The organism is Microbacterium sp. 22195 (assembly GCF_052056515.1).
In the GTDB taxonomy this organism is placed as follows: domain Bacteria; phylum Actinomycetota; class Actinomycetes; order Actinomycetales; family Microbacteriaceae; genus Microbacterium.
This window is the reverse complement of the sequence record NZ_JBQEPE010000006.1, coordinates 160,163-183,339: the sequence shown is the minus strand read 5'-3', so window position 1 is coordinate 183,339 and position 23,177 is coordinate 160,163. Positions and strand designations below refer to the sequence as shown.

20 protein-coding genes are annotated in these 23,177 nt (G+C 69.8%); 3 read left to right on the top strand and 17 right to left on the bottom strand.

Translation table 11 applies throughout. The features are described from left to right. Positions 1 to 65 precede the first annotated feature (65 nt). The 8 genes from ACTJJ4_RS16530 to ACTJJ4_RS16495 all read right to left on the bottom strand — a co-directional run bounded on the left by ACTJJ4_RS16530 (position 66) and on the right by ACTJJ4_RS16495 (position 8,993). Entirely contained in the window at positions 66 to 1,316 is a 1,251-nt protein-coding gene (locus tag ACTJJ4_RS16530; protein WP_440944315.1) for a cytidylyltransferase domain-containing protein, read from the bottom strand. A 79-nt stretch (positions 1,317 to 1,395) separates the two neighbouring features. Beyond that, positions 1,396 to 2,739 carry a polysialyltransferase family glycosyltransferase gene (locus ACTJJ4_RS16525; protein ID WP_440944314.1) on the bottom strand — a complete coding sequence of 448 codons (1,344 nt, stop codon included), beginning with the start codon at positions 2,737 to 2,739 and terminating at the stop codon, positions 1,396 to 1,398. Further along, positions 2,736 to 3,713 carry a glycosyltransferase family 2 protein gene (locus ACTJJ4_RS16520; protein WP_440944313.1) on the bottom strand — a complete coding sequence of 326 codons (978 nt, stop codon included), beginning with the start codon at positions 3,711 to 3,713 and terminating at the stop codon, positions 2,736 to 2,738. Before ACTJJ4_RS16520 ends, ACTJJ4_RS16525 begins: the two co-directional genes overlap by 4 nt. Before the next feature lie 92 nt (positions 3,714 to 3,805). After that, complete coding sequence (locus ACTJJ4_RS16515) at positions 3,806 to 4,645, bottom strand: ABC transporter ATP-binding protein (protein ID WP_440944312.1); 840 nt, start codon at positions 4,643 to 4,645, stop codon at positions 3,806 to 3,808. Beyond that, a complete protein-coding gene (locus tag ACTJJ4_RS16510) occupies positions 4,638 to 5,429 on the bottom strand; it encodes an ABC transporter ATP-binding protein (RefSeq protein ID WP_440944311.1) in 792 nt (263 codons plus the stop codon). The genes ACTJJ4_RS16515 and ACTJJ4_RS16510 overlap by 8 nt, the downstream gene beginning before the upstream one ends. Next, positions 5,426 to 6,328 carry an ABC transporter permease gene (locus tag ACTJJ4_RS16505; protein ID WP_440944310.1) on the bottom strand — a complete coding sequence of 301 codons (903 nt, stop codon included), beginning with the start codon at positions 6,326 to 6,328 and terminating at the stop codon, positions 5,426 to 5,428. The genes ACTJJ4_RS16510 and ACTJJ4_RS16505 overlap by 4 nt, the downstream gene beginning before the upstream one ends. After that, entirely contained in the window at positions 6,325 to 7,386 is a 1,062-nt protein-coding gene (locus tag ACTJJ4_RS16500) for an ABC transporter permease (protein WP_285630778.1), read from the bottom strand. Before ACTJJ4_RS16500 ends, ACTJJ4_RS16505 begins: the two co-directional genes overlap by 4 nt. A 14-nt stretch (positions 7,387 to 7,400) precedes the next feature. Next, entirely contained in the window at positions 7,401 to 8,993 is a 1,593-nt protein-coding gene (locus ACTJJ4_RS16495) for an ABC transporter substrate-binding protein (RefSeq protein WP_440944309.1), read from the bottom strand. Between the two features lie 151 nt (positions 8,994 to 9,144). Here ACTJJ4_RS16495 and ACTJJ4_RS16490 point away from each other — a divergent pair, with 151 nt between their 5' ends. Further along, on the top strand, positions 9,145 to 9,732 hold the full coding sequence (locus ACTJJ4_RS16490) for an Lrp/AsnC family transcriptional regulator (RefSeq protein ID WP_440944308.1): 588 nt from the start codon (positions 9,145 to 9,147) through the stop codon (positions 9,730 to 9,732). 34 nt (positions 9,733 to 9,766) lie between these two features. On the opposite strand, the gene ACTJJ4_RS16485 is transcribed toward ACTJJ4_RS16490, so the two are convergent. Beyond that, positions 9,767 to 10,126 (bottom strand): hypothetical protein, encoded by a 360-nt coding sequence (locus ACTJJ4_RS16485; protein ID WP_440944307.1) that lies wholly within the window; start codon positions 10,124 to 10,126, stop codon positions 9,767 to 9,769. A 29-nt stretch (positions 10,127 to 10,155) separates the two neighbouring features. Between ACTJJ4_RS16485 and ACTJJ4_RS16480 the strand changes: the two genes are divergently transcribed. Together ACTJJ4_RS16480 and ACTJJ4_RS16475 are read left to right on the top strand one after the other, a co-directional pair. After that, positions 10,156 to 11,124 (top strand): hypothetical protein, encoded by a 969-nt coding sequence (locus tag ACTJJ4_RS16480; protein WP_440944306.1) that lies wholly within the window; start codon positions 10,156 to 10,158, stop codon positions 11,122 to 11,124. Further along, a complete protein-coding gene (locus ACTJJ4_RS16475) occupies positions 11,121 to 12,332 on the top strand; it encodes a hypothetical protein (RefSeq protein WP_440944305.1) in 1,212 nt (403 codons plus the stop codon). The genes ACTJJ4_RS16480 and ACTJJ4_RS16475 overlap by 4 nt, the downstream gene beginning before the upstream one ends. 10 nt (positions 12,333 to 12,342) lie before the next feature. Here ACTJJ4_RS16475 and ACTJJ4_RS16470 read toward each other — a convergent pair whose 3' ends face one another. From ACTJJ4_RS16470 to ACTJJ4_RS16435, 8 genes are all read right to left on the bottom strand, one after another. Continuing rightward, entirely contained in the window at positions 12,343 to 12,744 is a 402-nt protein-coding gene (locus ACTJJ4_RS16470; RefSeq protein WP_440944304.1) for a DUF779 domain-containing protein, read from the bottom strand. 100 nt (positions 12,745 to 12,844) lie between these two features. Next, positions 12,845 to 14,392 (bottom strand): acetaldehyde dehydrogenase ExaC, encoded by a 1,548-nt coding sequence (exaC, locus tag ACTJJ4_RS16465; protein WP_440944303.1) that lies wholly within the window; start codon positions 14,390 to 14,392, stop codon positions 12,845 to 12,847. Between the two features lie 106 nt (positions 14,393 to 14,498). Beyond that, positions 14,499 to 15,845: a GAF domain-containing protein gene (locus ACTJJ4_RS16460; RefSeq protein ID WP_440944302.1), complete on the bottom strand. Its 1,347-nt coding sequence runs from the start codon at positions 15,843 to 15,845 to the stop codon at positions 14,499 to 14,501. Between the two features lie 115 nt (positions 15,846 to 15,960). Further along, positions 15,961 to 17,727, bottom strand: coding sequence for a dipeptide ABC transporter ATP-binding protein (locus ACTJJ4_RS16455; protein WP_440944301.1), 1,767 nt, complete (start codon positions 17,725 to 17,727; stop codon positions 15,961 to 15,963). Then, the gene (locus ACTJJ4_RS16450; protein WP_440944327.1) at positions 17,724 to 18,731 is read right to left on the bottom strand and encodes an ABC transporter permease; all 1,008 of its coding nucleotides are present in this window, start codon (positions 18,729 to 18,731) and stop codon (positions 17,724 to 17,726) included. The genes ACTJJ4_RS16455 and ACTJJ4_RS16450 overlap by 4 nt, the downstream gene beginning before the upstream one ends. Before the next feature lie 28 nt (positions 18,732 to 18,759). Continuing rightward, on the bottom strand, positions 18,760 to 19,836 hold the full coding sequence (locus ACTJJ4_RS16445) for an ABC transporter permease (RefSeq protein ID WP_440944300.1): 1,077 nt from the start codon (positions 19,834 to 19,836) through the stop codon (positions 18,760 to 18,762). An 86-nt stretch (positions 19,837 to 19,922) separates the two neighbouring features. Beyond that, complete coding sequence (locus tag ACTJJ4_RS16440; protein ID WP_440944299.1) at positions 19,923 to 21,551, bottom strand: ABC transporter substrate-binding protein; 1,629 nt, start codon at positions 21,549 to 21,551, stop codon at positions 19,923 to 19,925. A gap of 145 nt (positions 21,552 to 21,696) precedes the next feature. Next, on the bottom strand, positions 21,697 to 23,124 hold the full coding sequence (locus tag ACTJJ4_RS16435; RefSeq protein WP_440944298.1) for a CCA tRNA nucleotidyltransferase: 1,428 nt from the start codon (positions 23,122 to 23,124) through the stop codon (positions 21,697 to 21,699). Positions 23,125 to 23,177: the final 53 nt, after the last annotated feature.

Here is a 23,177-nt window from a genome sequence, read left to right as displayed (position 1 = left end):
TCTGGCGTGTCGGCCCCCGGAGTGGCACGGCCGGCGCTGAAGTCAGCGGGAGGTCAGCGCGTTGGTCAGCGCGGCAGCATCCGCTCGATAACCTCGCGGACGGCGCCCTCGCCGCCGCGGCGCGAGAGCACGACGCGGGCAGCGGCCTTCACCCGCGGATGCGCGTTCGCGACGGCGATCGGCCAGCCGACGATGCTCAGGGCGCCGAGGTCGTTCACGTCGTTGCCGACGTAGGCGATGTCGGCCAGGCGGATGCCGTGCTCGGCCGCCCAGGCGGCGAGCGCGGACGCCTTGTCGTCGATGCCGTGCAGCACGGGCACCTGCAGCTTCTCGGCGCGGCGGGCGACGACGGGGTTCTGCTCGGTGGAGAGGATCAGCATCGGGATGCCCGCGCGGCGCAGCCGCGACACTCCCATGCCGTCCTCCCGGCTCACCCGCACCGATTCGCGCCCCTCGCTGTCGACCGTGGCGGTGTCGTCCGTGTGCACGCCGTCGAAGTCCGTGACCAGGACGGATGCGGTGATCGGCACATCTCCGCAGATCCGCGATTCTTCGCAGGGCTCGGGCCCGACGTCTGCGGGACTGTGCGGATCTGCAGGACTGTGCGCGACGGCGCAGCCGGGCACAGCGGATGCTGCGGCGAGCGCCTCCGCGAGGGCGAGCTGCTGCTCGTCGTCGATCTCGACGGCCGAGCTCTCCGGCACCTCGACGATGCCGACCTGCCCGAAGAAGCGGTGCTGGAAGCGGCGGAATCCGACGGCGTCGAAGGCGTAGAACGCCCCGGTCTCGAGGTAATGCGGTTCGCGGTCCTGCCGGCGTGGCCGGTGGGCGGCGTCGTGATTGATCGCGGCGGCCCTCCCCTCGGCGTTGCGCCGCCAGAGGAATCCGTAGGTCTCGTATGCCGAGAAGACGCTGTCGAACCGGCCCGAGACGATCTGGTCCACGGCCTCGGCGATCCCCTCGCTGGGGATGAACGGCGACGTCGCCTGCACGAACACGACCGTGCCGACCCGCGCGCCCTCGGCCTCCAGCACGTCGAGCGCATGCAGCAGCGCGCTCTCCGAGGAGGCGGTGTCACCTGAGAGCTCCGCCGGACGCGCGACCACACGCGCCCCGGCGCCTTCGGCGACGGCCGCGATCGCGTCATCGTCGGTCGAGACGACGACGAGGTCCACGCCGGATGCCGCGGATGCCGCGCGCACCGCCCGCTCGACGAGCGGGACGCCGCCGACCCGCCGCAGGTTCTTGCCGGGCACGCCCTTCGAACCGCCGCGGGCGGGGATGATCGCGACCGTGAGCGCCGTGGGATCCGTCATGACCGCTCCTTCTCGCGCATCGTCACTTCGCGCCGGGAACGCCGAGCCTGCCGCACGCCCGGTGTGCGATGGACACCGTTCATCGACCACTCGCCGCCTTCCACACCCTGGCGGCGCGGCGCTTCGCACCGGCTGCTGTGAGCCGCAGCTCCTCGAGCCGTCCGACGCCCCCGGCCGGCTCCATGAGACGCTGCATCCGGGTCGGCGCCGGCGCACCGGGCAGCTCGAGTGCCCGCAGCCGGGATGGCGGCACGTACCGCTCGCGCTCCGCCGCGGGCAGTTCGCCCAGGAACGACACCGCGTGGTCGCGCAGGTGCGCCATGATCTCGGGCTGCATCGCGTAACCGACCGCTTCGACCAGCCCGCGCAGGTCGGAGCTCGAGCGCTCCATGGCGTCGACGATCGTCGCGGGCATCCGATTGCTGTTCTGATACGGATGCAGTCGCGCGAGCACGGCGCCCGTCCCCACCGCGTGCACGCGCGTGCCGTGCAGGGCGCGCACCGTCGGCAGGGCTGTGGAGAACCCGGCGACCACGTCGGTCGCCCCCAGGCGGGCGGCGACGTACTCGGCGGGCTGGTCGCCCGCATACACGGCGAAGTCGATGCCCCGCTCCCCCGCCTGCGCGGCGAGTGAAGCCGTCAGACCGGGTGCGGCGGAGGGATGCGGCTTGAAGACGATCCGCTGCACACCGGCATCCGCCGCCCGGTCGATCATCGCCACCTGCATGACCTGCTCCTCGGCCGCCGACACCAGGCCGAGCGCCGCCAGGTACTGACCGAGCACGAGCCCTGTGGGTGCGGAGTCGTCGGCGAGCGCGTCGAGTGCGGCATCCCGCTCGGCCTCGCCCACCTCCTGCAGCACCGCGCCGAAAGCGGGAGGCGGGACGGGCACGCACACGGCGTCGGTCGAGGCGAACACGAGCGGCTCCACGCCGGGCACAACGTCGGGATGCACGACACGGCCGACGCGTTCGGTGATCCGCCGCGGCAGCCGGCTGCGGATCGGCGCATAGGTCATCAGCCCGTCGCCGATCACGCCCAGCCGCGCGTCATGGAACAGCGCCATCAGGGTGCGCGCCGGGGCGACCTGCGGCGACTGCACGAACAGCTCCAGCTCCGCACCGCCCAATCCCCACGCCCGCCGGAACAGCCGCTCCAGCATCGGCAGGTCCTGCTCGTCCGGCTTCCAGGCCGTCGGATGCTGCGGGTCGATCAGGGCGTTCAGAGGCTCCACGCGGTCGAACCGGGCGCGCAGCGCGGCGCAGCGCGGCGAGGTGGCGAGGTCGATGGCCGTCTCGGGCACGGATGCCGTGTTCATCGGCACGAGGATGCGCTGCTCCGCCTCCCCGAGCAGCCCGGCGTCGAGCGCGGCCGCCGCGGCCATCAGGCCGTAGCCGCTGTGCAGCGCGAACAGCTGGATCATGCGTGATCGGCCTCTCTCAGCACGCGCGCGAGGACCCGCCGGCGCGGCCCGCCGATGCGGGCGATCGCCGTCTCGGCCTGGTCCCGAGGAAGCCGGGCCAGGAGATCCCGGATGCCGGTGCGCAGCCGCCTGCGCAGGGCGGGCTGCATGCGGCGAGCGCGCACCAGGTGGTGGGAGCTCAGCGCCAGTACCGAGAAGACGGCCTTGGGCAGCATCCGCTCCGCCTCGCGGTCGGCCTCCACGAGATCGAGGACCTCGCCGAGTGCGCGGGTGAAGTGCAGCTGCCGATGGTCGAGGGTCTTCGACAGCGAGTCGGAGAGCCCGCGCCGGTACAGCAGGTGCGGTGCGTCGACCACGGCGAACGACTCCGCCTCCAGGTGCAGCCGCCAGATCCACGGCCGGTCCTCGGCGGTGAACAGGCCGTCGCCGAAGCAGGCCAGCCCGCGGTCGAGCACACGGCGGTGCAGCATCCCCGCCCACGCGTACGGGTAGTCGACCATGCTGCGGTCGTCGACGGGCAGGATCGCGGCCCGGGGGTCGGCGACCACTCCGCGATGCGTGAACGGCGCGCGCACGAGCGTGCGCTCGGAGCGCTTGACCGCGACGTGATCCGTGCGCACGAAGTCGCAGCCCAGTTCGTGCAGCGCAGTGGCGAGCACGGGCAGGCGACCCGGCTGCATCCAGTCGTCGCCGTCGAGAAAGGTGAACGCCTCGCCCTCGACGTGCGCGAGCCCCTGGTTTCGGGCGGTGGCGAGCCCCCGCGGCACCGGGTTGACGACGACCTCCGCGTGCGGGAACCGCGCGGCGTACTGCCGCATGATCTCGCCGGTGTGATCCGAGGACCCGTCGTCGATCGCGACGAGCTTCAGCTGCGCCGGATCGTCGAACTGCCGGGTGAGCGTCTCGAGCGCGGTGCCGATGTACTCGCCGGCGTCCTTGGCCGGCACGATCACGGTCACGGTCGGGGATGCCACCGGGTCATGGTGCAGGGCCGCGCTTACACGCTTCCGACGCGCGGGTGAACGTCGGGTGACGCGGTCAGCGCTCCGAGGACATCACCCGCTGCTCAGCGCTGCACCGCGGGCACGTCGGCCCAGATCGCCCGCTCCTCGGTCGACGGCGCGGCCGGGATCCGGCCCAGCCCGTCCGGTTCGGGGATCGCCGCCAGCAGCGCCTGCGTGTACGGATGCTGCGGATCGGCCCACAGCTGCGCCGTGGGACCGGACTCCAGCACCCGCCCGGAGTACATCACGAACGTGCGGTCGGCGATGCGCTGCACGACGGCGAGGTCGTGCGAGATGAACAGCATCCCGGCGCCCGCCTCCTGCACCAGGTCGCGCATGAGCGCAGCCACGCTGGTCTGAGTCGAGGCGTCCAGCGCGGAGATCGGCTCGTCGGCCACCAGCAGCTGGGGGCGGGCGGCGAGCGCCCGTGCGATCGCGATGCGCTGCTTCTGCCCGCCGGAGAACTGGTGCGGGTACTTCGAGACGGATGCTGCGGGCAGCCCGACCTTCTCGAGCCACTCCTCGACCTTCGACCCCTCCGCGCCGCGGGCGCGGGCTGTGGCGATGCCGTCGGCGATCTGATCGCCGATCCGGCGGCGCGGGTTCAGCGAGGTCGACGGGTCCTGGAACACCATCTGGATTCCGGTGAGGTGCTTAGGGCGACGGCGGACCCGCAACGGGGTGATCTCGCCGCCCAGGAAGAGGGCCTGCCCGCCGGCGAGCTTCTCGATGCCGACGGCCGCGCGGGCCAGGCTCGACTTGCCGCTGCCGGATTCGCCCACCAGCGCCACCGTCTCGCCCGCGTGCACCTGCAGCGACACCTCGTTCACCGCCACCACGGGCGGGTTGCCCGGGTAGCGCACGACGATGTCCTGCGCGTCGAGGACCACGCCCTCAGGCATCCTGATCGCCTCCTTCGATGCTCGATCCGGGCAGTGCCGCGAGCAGCTGCCGGGTGTACTCGTGCTGCGGATCGTGGAACAGGGTGGCGCGGTCGGCGTGCTCGACGGCGCGGCCGTCCTTCATGACCGTGACCACATCGGCGACGGCGCTCATCACGCCGAGATCGTGGGTCACCAGCAGCACAGCCAGCTGTCGCTCGTCGGCCAGCTCGCGCAGCAGCGAGAGGATCCCGGCCTGCACCGTCACGTCGAGTGCGGTGGTCGGCTCGTCCGCCAGCAGCACCTCGGGGTCGCAGGCCAGGGCGCACGCGATCGCGATGCGCTGCCGCTGGCCGCCGGAGAACTGATGCGGATACCGCTTCAGCGCCTCGTCGGGGTTGGGCACCTGCACGCGCTCGAGCAGCTCGACGGCGCGCTGCCGGGCCGCAGCTCCGCGCAGCCCGAGGTGCACCCGCATGTGGTCGGTGAGCTGACGGCCGACCGGGATCTGCGGGTGCAGGGACGATGACGGATCCTGGAAGACCATCGCGATGCGGCGGCCGCGGATGCGGTTGAGCGCGCGACGCCTCAGCCCGAGCAGCTCCGTCTCTCCCAGGCGGATCGAGCCGCCCGTGCGGGCGTGCCGTGGCAGCAGGCCGAGCACCGACATGGCGGTGAGCGTCTTGCCGGAGCCGGACTCGCCGGCCAGACCGTGGATGCGGCCGGCTTCGAGCTGCAGGGACAGGCCCTTCACCAGAGGACGGCCGATGCCGACGGTGAGGTCGCGGATGTCGAGGATGCTCATGCGGCCGCTCCGCTCGCGGCCAGCTCGCTCTGCTTGTCATGGGTGACCTCAGCAGTGGGGTCGAGCACGTCGCGCATCGCGTCTCCGAGGAAGTTGAAGGCCAGCACGACGGTGAGGATGGCCAGGCCCGGGAAGACGCCCAGCCACCAGGCGTCGAAGTTCTGCATGGCCGCGGAGATCATCGATCCCCACTCGGCCATCGGCGGCTGCGCACCGAGACCGAGGAACGACAGCCCGGACAGCAGCAGGATCGCCGCTCCGATGTCGAGCGTGGCGAGCACCAGCAGCGGGCCGGCGACGTTCGGGAGGATGTCCACGATGAGGGTCCGCGCCGGCGAGTGGCCGAGCAGGCGGCCCGCGATCACATAGTTCTGGTTGCGCAGCGAGAGCACGATGCTGCGGGTGACGCGGGAGTACTGCGGCCACGACACCACGACCGCGGCGATCACGGCGTTGAACAGGGACGGACCGAGCGAGGCCGCGACCACCATCGCGAGGATCACGGTCGGGAACGCCATGAACAGGTCGGTGATGCGCATCAGCGTCTCATCGATCCAGCCGCCGAAGTATCCGGCGAGCGCTCCGATGATCGTGCCGATCACCAGGGCGGCGACCACCAGGGTCAGCGCGAGCGGGATGGTGACGGTGGCGCCGGTCATCAGGCGGGAGAAGATGTCCCGTCCGTTGCCGTCGGTGCCGAGCAGCGTGTCGACCCCGGGCGCCTGCAGCCGCGGCAGCGACTGCGCGTTGGGCGGGTACGGCACCCACCACTGCGCGGTGAAGGCGATGACGATCCAGGCGACGGCGATGACCGTGCCGATGATGCCGAGCGGCGTGCGCCACGCGCGCGGCCAGCGCAGTTTCAGCCGCATCGGCATCCGCGGTTCGACGGTGCTCATGCGATCCTCACTCTCGGGTCGAGCACGCCGTAGAGCAGGTCGACGACGAAGTTGATCACCAGATAGATGACGCCGACCACCAGGCCCACGCCCATGATTCCGGGGAGGTCGAGGTTGGCCGCCGAGTTGTAGGCGTAGGTGCCCAGGCCCGGCCAGGCGAACACCGACTCGACCAGGACGGTGCCCGACAGCAGCGATCCGAAGGCCACACCCACCACGGTCAGCACCGGCAGGGCCGCACCGCGCAGCACGTAGTCGACGATCACACGGAGGGCAGGCAGGCCCTTGGCCCGTGCCGCGCGCACGTAGTCGCTGGCGAGCACCTCCAGCACCGAGGTGCGGATGAATCGGGTGAGCAGTCCGATGGTCACCAGCGACAGCACCATCACCGGCAGCGCCAGGTGCGCCATGGCATCCGCCCATCCGACGCCGTCTCCGTCGAGCAGGTAGTCGATCGTGTAGAGCCCGGTCACCCGCGGCGGCGGGATGATCGACGGTGAGACACGGCCGGAACCGGGCGCGATGCGCAGGTTCAGGAAGAACACGTAGAAGCTGACGAGCGCCAGCCAGAAGGTCGGGACGCTCAGTCCGATCAGCGTGACGATCCGCACGATCTGGTCGGTGACCAGGCCACGGCGGTACGCGGCGAGAGTGCCGAGCACCAGGCTCACCGCCAGGCTGAGGATGATCGCGCAGATCGCGATCTCGATCGTGGCGGGAACGGCGGTGGCGAGATCCTTCGTCACCGGCTGCCCGGTGACCAGGGACACGCCCAGGTCACCGCGCAGCAGCTTGCCCATGTAGATGAAGTACTGCACGAACAGGGGCTGATCCAGGCCCTGCGCCTTGATGAACGCGGCGCGGGTCTCGGGGTTCTGCGACGCGCCCTCACCCAGTGCCGCGGAGACGGGGTCTCCGGGCACCAGGTTGGTGAGCAGGAACGTCACGACCGTGACGCCGATCAGCAGCAGCAGGGACGTGCCGGCCCGGCGCAGCAGGTACCCCGCGAGGGGTGACTTCTTCCGCTGCGCCTGGGTCCGCACAGCCACTGTCGTCATCACGGTCGGTCCGTTCAGCCGGCGGGCGTGATCTCGGCGATGTCCATCTCCCACACGGAGTTGTACACGGCGCCTGCGACCTTGCCGGAGGTGGCGATGTTGCGACCGGGGACGATCATCGGCACGAACGGGCCCTTGGCCTGCATCTCCTCGGCGAACTTCGTGAACGCCTCCTCGCGCTGCTTCGGGTCGGTCGCGCTGGCGGCGCCGGCGGCGAGTCCTGCGATCTCGGGGTCGGCGGATGCCTCCCAGCCGGAGCGCAGGCCGACCTTCAGTCCCGGGGCGAAGGGCAGGAAGTTCGCGGAGTCGGCGTAGTCCGGACCCCAGAACCACAGGCCGAAGCCCTCCTTGCCGTTGACGTACGCGTCCAGCTCGGTGGCGAACGGCGCCGGTGCCAGCTCGACGTTCACGCCGGCGTCCTTCAGCTGCGACTGGATGCGCTCGGCCAGCGGGGTGAACTCGACGCCGCCGACCGGGTAGTCGTTCGGGAACTGCAGCTTGAGCGTCTGGCCGGTGTACCCGGCCTCGGCGAGCGCGGCCTTAGACTTCGCGAGGTCCTGGCTGACGCCCTTCGGGAGTGCACCCTCGAACCCGGGCGGGATGACGCCGGTGGCCTGCACGGCGCCGGCGCCGGCGAGCTCGAGCAGCTTCGGGTAGTCGAGTGCGTAGCGGATGCCCTCGGCGAGCTTCACGTTCGCGAGGTCGCCCGCGATGCCCTTGGACTGGTTCAGGAGCAGGAAGATGGTCTGCCCGGACGGCACCGAGTCGACCTTGATGCCGTTGCCGAGCCCGGCGACCTGGTCGCCGTTGAGGTCCATCGCCACCATCGAGTCGCCGCCCTTGAGGTTGGCGAGCTGGGTGGCGCTCTCGGTGACGTTGCGGATCACGACGCGGTCGTAGGCGGGCTTCTCATCGCCGTTGTACTTGTCGTTCTTCTTCAGCACGATCTGCGAGCTGAGGTCGAGAGAGCCGAGCACGAACGGACCGGATCCGGCGGAGGCGCCGTCGAGGTACTTCTGCGCGGTGTCCTTGCCGTCCGTGGCGCCGCCGTTCTTCTTGACCACGTCGGAGTTCACGATGCCGAGGGCCGGGTTCGCGAGGATCGCGGGCAGCTGCAGCAGCGGTGTCTCGGTGGTGAAGGTGACCGTCTTGGCATCCACCTCCTTGATCGTCACGCCGGCGAGCAGGAAGTTCGGCTTGGCGTCGGCCATCCCCTGGATGCGCTGCAGCGAGAAGACGACGTCCTTCGCCTCGACCGGCGAGCCGTCGGAGAAGACCCGGCCGTCCTCGATGGTGAAGGTGAACTCGGTGGCCGTGTCGTTGGCCTTCCACGACGCCAGGCCAGGGATCGGCGTGGAGACGTCGGAGCCCTTGAAGTCGACGAGCGTCTCGTACATCGCCTTGGCGAGCATGTTGCCCGTCGGGTCGTAGGTGTGGCCCGGGTCGGCGGTCTCGACCGAGAACGCGGTGTCGATCACCAGCGAACCACCGGAGGTGCTCGATCCGTTGCTGCTGTTGTTCGCGGAGTTACCTCCCGAGCAGCCTGTGAGGGCGAGGAGCGCGACCGCTCCGAGGGCGATCGCCGACTTGCGCAGGGTCGACAGCATGGGTACCTCCGTTGGCAGGGTGGATTCGGGGAGTCCAGATCGCCCTACTGTGGACGACCGTGATCAGATTCCCATGATGTGCGACGATCTGTCCAATGACATTGCGTCATGAAGACAGAGTCTGCTCGAACAATGGAGATTGGAATGCAGAATGTCCAGCACTGAGGCTGAACACAACAAGGATTCTGGACGAAGTGCCGCCGCCCTGGATGCTGTCTCCTACCGCATCCTCGATCTTCTGCGCGAGAACGGGCGCATCTCGATCGCCGCCCTCGCCGAGCGGATCGGCATCTCGCGGGCCAATGCCTACACCCGGGTCGAGGCGCTCATGGCCGACGGCGTGATCACCGGGTTCAGTGCGCGGGTCGACCCGGCACGCGCGGGTCTGTCGATCGGGGCGATGATCTTCGTCACGGTCTATCCGCAGGCATGGGCGTCGTTCCGCGCGCAGATCGCGGACATGCCCGACATCGAGTACTGCGCGGTCACCACCGGCGAGCACGACGCCATGCTGCTGATCCGCGCCACCGACGTCAGCGGCGTGCACGAGTTCTCCACCGGGGTCATCGCGCAGCTGCCCGAGGTGCGCACGGTCGTCAGCGTGGTGGTGCTGGACGAGGTGATCCGCCGCCCGTACGTGCTGCCGCCGGACCTGCCGGAGCGCAGCCTGGACGTGCCCCTCGGGATGACGCAGTGGACGCCGGCCACCGGCGGGCGGGACACCCTGCCGCCCCGCTGACGCCGTCCGTCAGGAGCGCGGGCCGGGCGGATCCTCAGGCCGCGGCGGTCTCCACGCAGACGCTCAGCTGCGGGGCGCCGTGCATCTCGTAGTGCTCCACCAGGCGCAGCATCCCGTCGTCGCCGCGCTCGATCTCGCTCTCGCCCTCGCCCGTGACCACCTCACCGGTCGCGGCGAGCACGTGCACGAAGGAGACCCGGATGGTGTCGCCTGCGCGCGTGCCCACGAACCGGCCGATCGTCACGGTGTCGCCGGTGTAATCGCCCCAGATCGCCCCGTCCTGCTCGAAGTAGTGGAAGACGCTCGGCGCGTCGTGGTCCACGACCGAAGTCGTGGACGACACCATCCGGAATGTGCGGCCGTCGAGCGTGGGGAGGGTGCTGGTCTGAGTCACCCATAGATCATGGCAGGTACCGTTGTGCCATGGAGTGGATCGCTGACCCCTCCCCGGGGGCATGGCTGCGCGAGCGGCTCGACGAGGGGTACGCCACGATGCACTGCGTGGTGCCGCGCGGGTTCCCGGCGTACGCACGCGTCTTCCATCCGGCCTACGTGCGGTCCCTGCCGGGTCGCGCGGTGCCGACGCCGCAGGAGTACGCGCGGATGCCGGATGCCGAGATCGCCGCTCTGCACGGCGACTACGTCGACGAGACCGCGACCTGGGCGGCGACCGCGGAGGCGTTCGGCACGCAGCTGCATCCGCTCGTCCAGTGGCAGCGGCTGGTGCGCACCCCCGCCGAGGGCGACTGGCGCACGAGGATCGCTCCGGACGGGCGCGAGTTCACCTCGCCCGAGGAGGGGTCGATGCCGCCCGAGCTGCTGGCGGCGATCGCCCGTCACCTGGTCGCGCACACCTCGACTCCGGATGCCGGGTTCGCCGCGCTCTGGGAGGGCCGCGGCGGCCTGCTGGGGCACTTCGGACAGACCCCCTCGCGGGCGTTCCTGATGTTCGGCGACGAGCCGGACCACGAGCAGATGCTGGAGCGCAGCATCCACAATCCGTTCGAGGACGCGTTCCGCAAGCCCAGCTGGCAGCCCGGCATCCTGTCGGAGGAGATCTCGAAGGGCGCGCGTCTGGAGCTGCCCAGCCGTGACCACGTGCTGTTCTCCGCACCGCCGCGGGCGTTCGCCGATCCAGCCTGGGTGCTCGACGCCCCCTGGCGGGACGTGGAGGCCGAGGAGCACGGCTTCTCGCCGTCGGCGCAGCATCCGAGCCTGATCTGGCCGGAGGACCGGGCGTGGGCGCTGGTCAGCGAGATCGACTACGACTCCACCATCGTCGCGGGCTCGACGGACCTCATCCGCGCGATCTGCGACGATCCCGCCATCGAGGCGCTGCCCGTCACGGAGAACGCCGATCTGACCTGGGATGCCGACGAGGTGAACCGATGACCAACCCGCCGACGCAAATGTACCCGTTCGACACGCGGCCCCTGACCGATCCGGTCGACCCGCGCGCGGTCAGCGGCTTCTGGCGCTCGATCCGCTCCCGCTACCCCACCTCCACGAGCACGATCGTGGCCTGGGTGATCATCGGCGTCGTCGCCGTCATGATCCTCGTGCCGATGTTCGGGATCACCGTGATCGGCATCATCGCCAGCGGTTCCGGCATCGGGCCGGTGGGCGGCGTGTTCAGCATCCCGCTCCTCATCATGCTCGTCGCCCTGGGCGCGGGCGTGCCGATCGGCATCGTGAGCATGCGCCGCAAGCGCGCGGAGGCGTTCCGCATCGCGCAGTTCGCCGCCGCGAACGGAATGGCCTACGAGCACCAGGTGAACCAGCCGGCCCTGCCGGGGATGATCTTCGGCAACGGGTCCAGCCGGGTGTCGTCGTCCCTGGTGCGCGGCTACTCGCCGCGGTTCGTCGAGTTCGGCAACTACCGGTACACCACCGGCTCGGGCAAGAACCAGACCACCCACCACTGGGGCTATGTGGCCGTCAAGCTCGACGTGCCGCTGCCGAACATCGTGCTCGACGCGCTCGGCAACAACGCCCTCGGCAGCAACCTGCCTGCGACGTTCTCGCGCGACCAGCGCCTCTCGCTCGAGGGCGACTTCGACCGGTACTTCTCGCTGTACTGCCCCCGCGGCTACGAGGCGGACGCCCTGTACCTGTTCACGCCCGACATCATGGCTCGCTTCATCGACCACGCCGCTCAACTCGACGTCGAGATCGTCGACGACTGGATGTTCCTCTACATGCAGCGGCCGGCGGCGACGACGGATGCCGCCACCTGGGCGTGGCTGTTCGGCACCGTCGGCGCCCTGATGACGAAGTTCGACCAGTGGGCGCGCTGGCGCGATGACCGGCTGCGCGAGGCGCAGGCATCCGCGATGTCGCTGCCCGCCGCTCCCCCGCTGCAGGCCGGGATGCCGGCGCCGTCCGCCCCGGCGGGATTCGTCGCGGTCCCCGCGCCCGCCGGACCGCTGCCGTTCGCTCCGCCCGCCGGGATGCTGGCACCGCCGCCCGGCGTCGCCGTGCAGGGGCGCAGGCTGAAGCGGGGCGTCTCGTGGGTGACGATCGTGGCGATCCTGCTCATGCTGGGCTTCTTCTTCGTGCCGCAGTTCCTGGGCGTGCTGGGCTTCGCCCTGTTCCACTGATCCCGGACGCTCAGGACTGCGCGGGCGCGAGCCCGAAGTACTCCAGCTCCGCGTCGTTCAGCATCCGCGACCGGGTGAGGAACCGCATCCCGGTGGGGCCCTCCACGCTGAACCCGGCACCGCGGCCGGGGACCGCGTCCACCGTCAGGTGCGTGTACTTCCAGTACTCGAACTGCGACTCCGACATGTACATCTCGACGGGTGCGTCCAGCCCCACGTCGAGATCGCCGAGCTTCACATCGCTCGGCCCCGTGATGAACATGCCCACCGGGTAGCACATGGGCGCCGACCCGTCGCAGCATCCGCCCGACTGGTGGAACATCAGCGGGCCGTGCTGCGCCGTGAGATCGCGGATGAGGGATGCCGCGGCATCCGTGACATCCACCCGCTCGTACCTGCCGATGCTGACCATGTGCTCATTCCTCTCGTGCGGGGCCCTTCGTCTCGTCGCTTCGCTCCTCGCTCAGGAACCGGGGACGCCGGTTCCTGAGCGAGCGCAGCGAGACGAAGGATCAGAAGAAGCCCATCGGGCCCTCCGCGTACGAGACCAGGAGGTTCTTGGTCTGCTGGTAGTGGTCGAGCATCATCTTGTGGTTCTCGCGGCCGACGCCGGACTGCTTGTACCCGCCGAACGCGGCGTGCGCCGGGTACTGGTGGTACGTGTTGGTCCAGACGCGGCCGGCCTCGATCGCCCTGCCGGCACGGTAGGCGGTGTCGCCGCTGCGGCTCCACACACCGGCGCCCAGTCCGTACAGCGTGTCGTTCGCGATCGAGATCGCGTCGTCGAAGTCGCTGAAGCTCGTCACCGACAGCACCGGCCCGAAGATCTCCTCCTGGAAGATGCGCATGTCGTTGGTTCCCTCGAACACGGTCGGCGCGACGTAGTAGCCCTCGCTGAGATCGCCGCCCAGGTCGACCCGCTCACCGCCGGTGAGCAGCTTCGCGCCGCCCTGCTTGCCGATGTCGATGTAGCTGAGGATCTTCTCGAGCTGGTCGTTCGACGCCTGCGCGCCGATCATGGTCGCCGGGTCCAGCGGGTTGCCCTGGATGACCTTGCCGACCCTGGCGAGCCCGTCGGAGAGGAAGCCGTCGTAGATCGACCGCTGGATGAGCGCCCGCGACGGGCAGGTGCACACCTCGCCCTGGTTCAGCGCGAACATCGTGAAGCCCTCGAGCGCCTTGTCGTAGAACGGGTCGTCCTCGCGGGCGACGTCCTCGAAGAACACGTTGGGGCTCTTGCCCCCGAGCTCCAGCGTGACCGGGATCAGGTTCTGGGAGGCGTACTGCATGATCAGCCGGCCCGTGGTGGTCTCACCCGTGAAGGCGACCTTGCGGATCCGCTTGTGCTGCGCGAGCGGGGCGCCCGCCTCGATGCCGAAGCCGTTGACGATGTTCACGACGCCGGCAGGCAGCAGGTCGCCGATGATCTCGAACAGGAACAGGATGGATGCCGGGGTCTGCTCGGCCGGCTTCATCACCACGCAGTTGCCCGCGGCGAGCGCGGGTGCCAGCTTCCACGTGGCCATCAGGATCGGGAAGTTCCACGGGATGATCTGGCCGACCACACCCAGCGGCTCGTGGAAGTGGTACGCGACCGTGTTCTCGTCGAGCTGGCTGATGCCGCCCTCCTGACCGCGCAGGACGCCTGCGAAGTACCGGAAGTGGTCGATCGCCAGCGGGATGTCGGCGGCCAGCGTCTCGCGGACGGGCTTGCCGTTCTCCCACGTCTCGGCGACCGCGATCTCCTCGAGGTGCTGCTCCATGCGGTCGGCGATGCGGTTCAGGATCACGGAGCGCTCGGCGGGTGACGTGCGCTTCCACGACTCGAACGCCTTCCAGGCGACCTCGACCGCGCGATCGATGTCCTCGGCCGTGCCGCGGGCGATCTCGGTGAACGGCTTGCCGTTGACGGGGCTGAGGTTCTCGAAGTACTGCCCCTTCACGGGATCGACGAACTCGCCGCCGATGTAGTGCCCGTAACGCGGGCGGTAGTTCGCGATGGCCCCCGGACGCCCGGGGGCGGCATAGGCGGTCGACACGCTCTCCTCGACGATGGTCATGGCGTCTCCTTCGACATCCGGCGGCTCCGATGCCGCACGATCTGATGCGTCGAAAGTAGGTCGCCCGAGGTTGCAGTCCCGTGCGTCACGTTGCATCCGGTTGCGACTAGCCGGATGCCTCGAGCTTCTCGATCCGGCTGACCAGCCCCGCTCGCCGCGGCGAGCGCGCCGGCAGCATCTCCAGGCACAGGCGCAGCACCTCGGCGTCGTCGGCCCCCTCGGGGATGTCTGCATAGCTCAGCAGCACGTCCACGCTCGCCTCGGTGAGCATCGTCTCGCGCAGGGTGCCACGCAGTCCCTCCCGCAGTTCGACCACACCCGGGGCGTCGGAGTCGGGCAGCACCGGGCCGCGGTAGGCGGAGAGCGCCACCCGGTGGGCACCGCGGTCCAGCAGGGAGAGCACGTTCTGCGCGTCGGTCTCCAGCGCGATCGGCAGCCGGTAGGGCCGGGACTGCGGCACGAGCTCAGGTGAGATCCGCTCCAGCACCTTGCGCAGGCGCACCATCTCGGGCCGCAGCGTGTCCGGGGACGCGCCGTCGCCGTAGACCAGCTCGGCCAGCCGATCCGCCGACAGGCCCTGCCGGTGCACTGCCAGCATGAGCAGGATCTCGGCATGCCGGGCGCTGAGCTCGATGACGCGCTCCCCCGCCACGCCGTCGGCCGCTCCGACGGCCTCGAGACGGGCGCGGTCGCGACCGAGCACCTGCAGCTGGGCTCGCTGCACGCCCGCACGCAGGGGACGGCGGGGAGCGGATGCCGCGGAGGGCGTCTCGGCGCGGGCGCGGAGCCGCGCGATCATCAGCTCCGCCTCCACGGCGCGTGCGGTGGCGTCCACCAGCATCCGCGCCTGCGGCGTCGCCGCCTCGCTCCCGCCGGTCACGTCCAGTACGCCCAGGATGCGGCGCGTCTCGGGGTCGAAGACGGGTGCGGCCGTGCACGACCACGGCTGCACGAGCCGGTTGTAGTGCTCGGCGTGGTGGATCTGCACCGACTCGCCCAGCGCCAGTGCGGTGCCGGGTGCGGCGGTGCCGACGACGCCCTCCGACCAGTTCGCGCCCTCCACGAAGCCCATCTCGCCCGACAGCATCCGCTGCTGCAGGTCGCCCTCCACCCACAGCAGCCGCCCCGCGTGGTCGCCGACCGCGACGATCACGCCGGAGTCCTCGGGGGCGCCGGGCAGCAGCAGCGTGCGGATCAGGTCCATCGCCCCGGCCAGCGGGTGGGCGGTGCGGTAGGTCTCCAGCGCCTCCTGCGTGAAGTCCAGCCGCGGCAGCCCTTCGGCGCCGACCCGGTCCCGCCAGGCGCGCTGCCACGAGGCCCGCACCATCGGACGCACCTGCTGCAGGCGCCGATCGTCGAGATTGCCGGCGACCAGCTCCTCGTGCGCGCGCTCGATGAGCAGCCGCGACGCCTCCGGCGAGGGGTCGCGCGACGATGACCATCCAGACGGCACGGAGCCTCCGATCGGCGCTGACGGGGTGTGCCCAGTGTAGGTCGGATGCCGGGCCGCGGGGAACGGGTGGCGCGCGGCCCGGCTTGATCGGAGCGGATGCCTGCGGCGTGACCCGCTAGTGCCTCCGCACCGCCTCCCACTGAGCACGGCGCTCGGCCTGCGCGACCGGGTCGGGCACGGGCAGGGCGGCGAGCAGCTCGCGGGTGTACGGGTCGCGCGGATCGCCGAGCACCTGGGCCGTGGTGCCCTGCTCCTGGATGCGGCCCTGCTGCAGCACGATGATCCGGTCGGACACGGCGTCGATCACGGCCAGGTCGTGGCTGATGAACAGCGACGCGAACCCGAGCTCGGCCTGCAGCTGCACGAACAGCTCCAGCACCGTCGCCTGCACCGACACGTCCAGTGCGCTGGTCGGCTCGTCTGCGATCAGCAGCTTGGGGTCGAGTGCCAGCGCACGCGCCAGCGACGCCCGCTGGCGCTGACCGCCGGAGAGCTCATGCGGGTAGCGGTCGCCGAAGCTCGTCGGCAGCCGCACCGCGTCGAGCAGCTCGTTCACACGCGGACGCGCCGCCTGCAGACCGGATGCCCGACCGTGCACGATCAGCGGCTCGGCGATGCACTCGGCGATCGACAGCAGCGGGTTGAAGCTGGTCGCCGGGTCCTGGAACACGAACCCGACCTGCGGACGCAACGGGGTGAGGGTGCGCGGCTTCACGCCGCGCATCTCCTGCCCGAGCACCGTCAGCGAGCCGCCGAGAACGGTCGTGAGACCCACGACGGCGCGGCCGATGGTGGTCTTGCCCGAACCGGACTCGCCGACCAGGCCGACGACCTCGCCGGGACCGACGTGAAAGTCGACGCCCTTCACGGCCACCACCGCGTTGCGGCCGAAGCGGCCCGGGTAGCCGATCTCGGCACCGGATGCCACGATCAGCGAGCCCTCCGGTGCTTCGTCTCGCTGCGCTCGCTCAGCAACCGGATCTCCCCCGTCTCCTGAGCGAGGAGCGGAGCGACGAGACGAAGGGCCGGCGGCCGACTTGCCCTGGCCCACGTGCGGGACCGCGGCCAGCAGCTTCTTCGTGTACTCCTCGCGGGGGTTCGCGAACAGCTCGCGGACCGGCGCCTCCTCCACGATGTCGCCCTGGTACATGACGATCACACGGTCGGCGAGATCCGCGACCACGCCCATGTTGTGCGTGATCAGCACGATGGTCGCGCCGAACTCGTCGCGCGCCGTGCGGAGCAGGTCGAGGATCTCGGCCTGCACGGTCACGTCGAGCGCCGTGGTCGGCTCGTCGGCGATGATCAGCCCGGCATCCAGCACCAGCGCCATCGCGATGACGATGCGCTGCTTCTGCCCGCCGGAGAACTGGTGCGGATAGTCGTCCACTCGGGTGGCCGCGTCCGGGATGCCGACGCGCTGCATGATGTCGATCGCACGCGCCCTGGCCTCCTTCTTCGAGACGTTCGCGTGCGCGCGGATGCCCTCGGCGATCTGCCAGCCCACGGTGTACACCGGATTCAGCGCCGTGGACGGCTCCTGGAACACCATCGCCGCGTCGCGTCCGCGCATGCTGCGCATGCGGGCGTGGTCGGCGTGCACGATGTCGGTCTCGTCACCCGCGCGGCCCCGCACGATCACCGCGCCCGATGTGGTGGCGGTCTCGGGCAGCAGGCCCAGCAGCGTGTTGGCGGTGACGGTCTTGCCCGATCCGGACTCGCCGACGATCGCCAGCACCTCGCCGGCGTAGGCGCTCAGCGTGATGCCCTTGACGGCCTCGACCGGCTCGTCGTCGGTGGCGAACACGACCTTCAGGTCGCGGATCTCCGCGACTGCGGGCGCCAGATCGGCCGGCATCCGGTTCTTCTCAGCGGCGCTCATGCCTTCGCTCCCTCAGTCGCAGCCGCGATCTTCTTCCTGCCGCCCGCGCGGCGGCGCAGCCGCAGTCGCGGGTCGGCCAGGTCGTTCAGGCTCTCGCCGACCAGCGTGACGCCCAGCACGACGAGCACGATCGCGACACCGGGGAACACGCTCGTCCACCAGATGCCGCTGGTCACATCGCCCACGGCGCGGTTCAGGTCGTAGCCCCACTCGGCCGCGGCGGTCGCCTCGATGCCGAAGCCCAGGAAGCCCAGGCCGGCGAGGGTCAGCAGCGCCTCGGAGGCGTTCAGCGTGATGATCACCGGCAGCGACCGGGTCGAGTTGCGCAGCACGTGGCGCAGCAGGATGCGCGTGGTCGGCACGCCGATCACCTTCGCGGAGTCCACGAACGGTTCCGCCCGCACCCGCACGACCTCGGAGCGGATGACGCGGAAGTACTGCGGCACGAACACGACGGTGATGGCGATCGCGGTGGCCATGATGCCGCCGCCGAGGGTCGACTGCCCGCGGCTGATCACGATCGACATCACGATCGCCAGCAGCAGCGACGGGAACGCGTAGATCGCGTCGGCGACGACCACGAGCAGGCGGTCCAGCCATCCGCCGAAGTAGCCGGAGATCAGGCCGAGCGCGATGCCGATGAAGATCGAGCAGACGATGGCGGCGATGATCACCAGCAGCGCGGTCTGCGCTCCCCAGATCACCCGGGAGAACACGTCGAAGCCGGAGACCGTGGTGCCGAGCAGGTTCAGTGCGTTCGGAGCCTGCTGGGTGCCGAAGGAGTGTCCGTCGGCGGTCTGCTGCTGCGCCCAGGTGTACGGCGCGATCAGCGGGGCGAACACGGCGATCACGACGAACAGCAGGGTGATCACGAGGCCCGTGATCAGCATCCCGCGCTGCAGGCCGACGCTCTGTCGCAGCTCCTTGATGACCGGGACTCTCTCGGTCCAGCGCTTCCTGCGCACCGGAGTGGCGGCCAGCACCGAGGTCTGCGGGGTGGGCATCTCGTCGTAGGAGTCGGGGATCGACATCTCAGTACCTCACCCTCGGGTCGATGAACGCCGCGATGATGTCGACGAGGAAGTTCGTGACGGCGACGACCACGGCGATCATCACGACGATGCCCTGCACGGCGACGAAGTCACGGGACTTGAGGTAGTCGGCCAGCATGAAGCCGATGCCCTTCCATTCGAAGGTGCTCTCCGTCAGCACCGCTCCCGCCAGCAGCATGGCGATCTGCATGCCCATGACCGTGATGATCGGGATGAGCGCGGGACGGTAGGCGTGCTTGGTGACCAGGCGGTACTCGCTCACACCGCGGGAGCGCCCCGAGGTGACGTACTGCTGGCCGAGCGTGCCGATCACGTTGGTGCGGATCAGGCGCAGGAACACGCCGGCGGTCAGCAGGCCGAGTGCGACCGCCGGAAGGATGGCGTGCTGCAGAACATCGGCGATGGCGGCGCCGTTGCCGAGCCGGATGGCGTCGAGCAGGTAGATGCCGGTGGGGGTGTCGATGCCCCCCATCAGCAGCTCGGTGCGGGTGCTCCCCCGTCCCGAGACCGGGAGCCAGTCCAGCCACACCGAGAAGATCAGCTTGAGCAGCAGACCGGCGAAGAAGATCGGGGTCGCGTAGGCGAGGATCGCCATGACGCGCAGCGAGGCATCCTGCCAGCGGTCACGACGGTAGGCGGCGATCAGGCCCAGCGGGATGCTGATGACGAGCGCCACGATGAGCGCGTAGATCGAGAGCTCGAGGGTGGCGGAGCCGTACTGCAGCAGAATCTCGGTGACCGGGCGGCGATCGGTGATCGTGGTGCCGAAGTCGCCGCGGAACACGTTGCCGAGGTATTCGAGGTACTGCACGATCAGGGGCCGGTCGTAGCCGGCCTCGTGGATGCGCTGCGCCAGCTGCTCCGGTGGGAGCCGGCCGCCGAGCGCGGCGGTGATCGGATCTCCGGTGATCCGCATCAGGAAGAAGACGGTGGTCACCAGGATGAACACGGTGGGGATGATCAGCAGGAGCCTGATCAGGATGTAGCGCCACAGCCCGCCGCCTTTTGAGCGGCTTCGGGGCTGGACAGGGGCGAGGACAGCGCCGTCGACGGCCATTGGGGGTACTACCTAACTGTTGCGTTCTTCGGGGCGAGCGCATTCGGGGGTGCTGCGCTGGGCAGCACCCCCGAATGCGGAACGCGTTACTTCTTCAGCGGCGCGTAGCGGAACTTGAACGACGCGTCGAGCGTGGTGCCCTGAACGTCCTTGCCCACGACGGCGACCTGCTTGCCCTGCAGGATCGGCAGGGTGGAGAGGTCCTTGGCGACCATCTCCTGGATCTGGCCGATCTGCTCCTCGCGCTTGGCGGAGTCGGTCTCGGTCTGCTGCTTGACGATGGCGTCGTTGACCGCCGGGTTGTCGTAGTGGTTCGCGAGGAAGTTGTCCTTCACGAAGAACGGCGACAGGTAGTTGTCCGGGTCGGAGTAGTCCGGGAACCAGCCGAGCTGGTACATCGGGTACACGTCGGCGGTGCGGTCCTTGGAGTACTGCACCCACTCGGTCTGCTGCAGGTTGACCTTGAACAGGCCGCCCTTCTCGAGCTGCGTCTTGTACGCGGCGTACTCGTCACCCGAGGAGGGGCCGTAGTGGTCGCCGTTGTACTGCAGGTTCAGGGTGACCGGCGTGGTGACACCGGCATCCTTCAGGGCCTTCTCGGCCTTGGCCTGGTCGGGGCCGCCCTTGCCGTCGCCGTACATGTCCTTCAGCACGGTGGTGGCACCGGGCATGCCGTCTGCGACGAACGAGTACAGCGGGCTGTAGGTGTCCTTGTAGACGTCCTTCGCGACCGCAGCGCGGTCGATCAGGTCGGCCATCGCCTGACGCACGGCGAGCGCCTTGGCCGGGTCGGCCTCGGGGGTCTTCGCGCCGAACGGCATGGTGTCGAAGTTGAAGACGATGTAGCGGATCTCGCCGCCGGGGCCGTCGACGATCTTCACCTTCGAGTTGCCCTTCAGGCTCTCGACGTCGGTGGCCGACAGGCTGCGGAAGGCCACGTCGATGTCGCCGTTGCCGATCGCGAGCTTCAGGTTGGACGCGTCGGCGTAGTACTTGGCCTGGATGCCGGAGTTCTCGGCCGCGCCGAGGTTGCCCTGGTAGTCCTTGTTCGGCTTGTACGAGATGAGCTCGTTGACCTTGTACGAGTCGATCGTGTACTGGCCGGCGAAGGGCTTGCCCTTGACGATGTCGGCGTCGGGGGTCACGGCGTCAGGCGAGAAGACCTCTTCGTCGATGATCGGGGCGGCGGGGCTGGAGAGGATCAGCGGCCAGATCTGGTCGTTGCCGTTCTTCAGCGTGAAGACGACGGTGGTGTCGTCGGGGGCCGCGACCGAGGCCAGGTTGCCGAGCAGCGAGGCCGGACCGTTGGGGTCGTTGATCTTGACCATGCGGTCGAAGGTGAACTTCACGTCGCTCGAGGTGAGCTCGTGGCCGTTCGCGAAGGTCAGGCCCTTCTTGAGCTTGACGGTGTACTCGGTCGGCGAGGTGAACTCGGCCGACTCCGCGATGTCGGGCGAGACCTTGGCGTCGCCGTACTTGCTGTTCAGCAGGAACGGGTACACCTGGTTCATCACGGCGAAGGAGCCGTTGTCGTACGAACCGGCCGGGTCGAGCGAGGTGATCTTGTCGGTGGTTCCGACGATCAGATCACCGCCCTTCGAGTCACCGGTGTCGCCGCCCTTGTCGGCGGTGCTCGTGGCGCAACCGGAGAGAACGACTGCCGCGACGCCGAGCGCGCCGATGGCAAGGCCGAGTCGGCCTCTGGAGATCTTCATTGATATGACCTGCCCTGTGATGTCGGGTTTCCGCGCACGTCGTCGGCGCGGCTCATGGTGTTCAATCTAATCACCCGCATGTACATACCCAACCGAGCGGTCAGGATCGTGATTAGACCGACACACGGCGTTCACGAGGCCGTCCTCAGGCGCGGGCGGCCCACCATTCGCGCAGGCGCTGCTCGGCGGCATCCGCCCCGATGACGCCCTCGTCCAGCCGCACGTCGAGCAGGAACCGGTACGCCTCGCCGACCTCGCGCCCCGGCGGGATGCCCAGGATGCGCTGGATGTCGTTGCCGTCGAGCTCGGGGCGGATGCTGTCCAGCTCCTCCTGCTCGCGGAGCTCGGCGATGCGGCGCTCGATGTCGTCGTAGGCGGCGGCGAGGCGCGCCGCCTTGCGCCTGTTGCGGGTGGTGACGTCGGCGCGCACCAGGATGTGCAGGCGCTCGATCAGGTCTCCGGCGTCGCGCACGTAGCGGCGCACCGCGCTGTCGGTCCAGGCGCCCTCGGCGTACCCGAAGAACCGCAGGTGCAGCTCGATGAGCTTCGCCACGGCATCCGTCGTCTCGCCGTCGAACCGCAGCGCCTGCAGCCGTTTGCGCGCCATGCGCGAACCGACGACGTCGTGGTGGTGGAAGGTCACTCCCCCGCCGGGCTCCAGTTTGCGCGTGCGCGGCTTGCCGATGTCGTGCAGCAGCGCGGCCAGGCGCAGCGGCACGTCGGGGTCGGCGCCGGGATAGCGGACCCTCTCGAGCTCGATCGCCTGCCGGACCACCGTGAGCGAGTGCTCGTAGACGTCCTTGTGGTGATGGTGCTCGTCGACCTCGAGGCGCAGCGCGCTGACCTCGGGGAGGAACTGCTCGATCAGCCCGCTGTCCACCAGCACGCGCAGCCCCCGCACCGGGTCGGCGGTGCTCATCAGCCGGATCAGCTCGCTCTGCACCCGCTCAGGGCTGACGATGCTGAGCGTCTCGCGCAGCTGCTCGATGGCGGCGAAGGTGGCGTCGTCGATCGCGAACTCCAGCTGCGAGCTGAAGCGCGCCGCGCGCAGCATCCGCAGCGGGTCGTCGCCGAAGCTGACGGCCGGGTCGATGGGGGTGCGCAGGATGCCGGCGACCAGGTCCTCGACTCCCCCGGTCGGGTCGACGAGCTTCGTCTCCGGAACGCTGAGCGCCATGGCGTTGACCGTGAAGTCGCGGCGCAGCAGGTCGCCGTCGATGCTGTCGCCGAACTCCACGACGGGCTTGCGGGTGAGTCCGTCGTAGCTGTCGGCGCGGTAGGTGGTGATCTCCACCTGCTCGCCCTGCACGCGCGCGCCGATGGTTCCGAAGGCGCGGCCGATGTCCCAGTGAGCGGACGCCAGCGGTTTGACGATCGCGAGGATCTCGTCGGGCTGCGCGTTCGTGGTGAAGTCGAGGTCGTGCGTCTCGCGGCCCAGCAGGGCGTCGCGCACCGGGCCGCCGACCACGGCGAGCTCGAAGCCCGCCGCCTGGAACGCCTCGCCGAGGGTGCGGACGACCGGATGCGCGGCGAGCGCGCCGAGTCGGGACAGGCCCTCGGCCATGTTGAGCATGGGTTCCAGATTACCGGGGGGGGGGGGTTTGGGGGGGTCTCCGCACCCCCCCC

Excerpts from the sequence above, each read along its gene's own strand:
- ACTJJ4_RS16530 (WP_440944315.1), bottom strand. The coding sequence starts at position 1,316 with ATGACGGATCCCACGGCGCTCACGGTCGCGATCATCCCCGCCCGCGGC.
- ACTJJ4_RS16525 (WP_440944314.1), bottom strand. The coding sequence starts at position 2,739 with ATGATCCAGCTGTTCGCGCTGCACAGCGGCTACGGCCTGATGGCCGCG.
- ACTJJ4_RS16515 (WP_440944312.1), bottom strand. The coding sequence starts at position 4,645 with ATGCCTGAGGGCGTGGTCCTCGACGCGCAGGACATCGTCGTGCGCTAC.
- ACTJJ4_RS16510 (WP_440944311.1), bottom strand. The coding sequence starts at position 5,429 with ATGAGCATCCTCGACATCCGCGACCTCACCGTCGGCATCGGCCGTCCT.
- ACTJJ4_RS16505 (WP_440944310.1), bottom strand. The coding sequence starts at position 6,328 with ATGAGCACCGTCGAACCGCGGATGCCGATGCGGCTGAAACTGCGCTGG.
- ACTJJ4_RS16500 (WP_285630778.1), bottom strand. The coding sequence starts at position 7,386 with ATGACGACAGTGGCTGTGCGGACCCAGGCGCAGCGGAAGAAGTCACCC.
- ACTJJ4_RS16495 (WP_440944309.1), bottom strand. The coding sequence starts at position 8,993 with ATGCTGTCGACCCTGCGCAAGTCGGCGATCGCCCTCGGAGCGGTCGCG.
- ACTJJ4_RS16490 (WP_440944308.1), top strand. The coding sequence starts at position 9,145 with ATGTCCAGCACTGAGGCTGAACACAACAAGGATTCTGGACGAAGTGCC.
- ACTJJ4_RS16480 (WP_440944306.1), top strand. The coding sequence starts at position 10,156 with ATGGAGTGGATCGCTGACCCCTCCCCGGGGGCATGGCTGCGCGAGCGG.
- ACTJJ4_RS16475 (WP_440944305.1), top strand. The coding sequence starts at position 11,121 with ATGACCAACCCGCCGACGCAAATGTACCCGTTCGACACGCGGCCCCTG.
- ACTJJ4_RS16470 (WP_440944304.1), bottom strand. The coding sequence starts at position 12,744 with ATGGTCAGCATCGGCAGGTACGAGCGGGTGGATGTCACGGATGCCGCG.
- exaC (WP_440944303.1), bottom strand. The coding sequence starts at position 14,392 with ATGACCATCGTCGAGGAGAGCGTGTCGACCGCCTATGCCGCCCCCGGG.
- ACTJJ4_RS16455 (WP_440944301.1), bottom strand. The coding sequence starts at position 17,727 with ATGAGCGCCGCTGAGAAGAACCGGATGCCGGCCGATCTGGCGCCCGCA.
- ACTJJ4_RS16450 (WP_440944327.1), bottom strand. The coding sequence starts at position 18,731 with ATGCCCACCCCGCAGACCTCGGTGCTGGCCGCCACTCCGGTGCGCAGG.
- ACTJJ4_RS16445 (WP_440944300.1), bottom strand. The coding sequence starts at position 19,836 with ATGGCCGTCGACGGCGCTGTCCTCGCCCCTGTCCAGCCCCGAAGCCGC.
- ACTJJ4_RS16440 (WP_440944299.1), bottom strand. The coding sequence starts at position 21,551 with ATGAAGATCTCCAGAGGCCGACTCGGCCTTGCCATCGGCGCGCTCGGC.
- ACTJJ4_RS16435 (WP_440944298.1), bottom strand. The coding sequence starts at position 23,124 with ATGCTCAACATGGCCGAGGGCCTGTCCCGACTCGGCGCGCTCGCCGCG.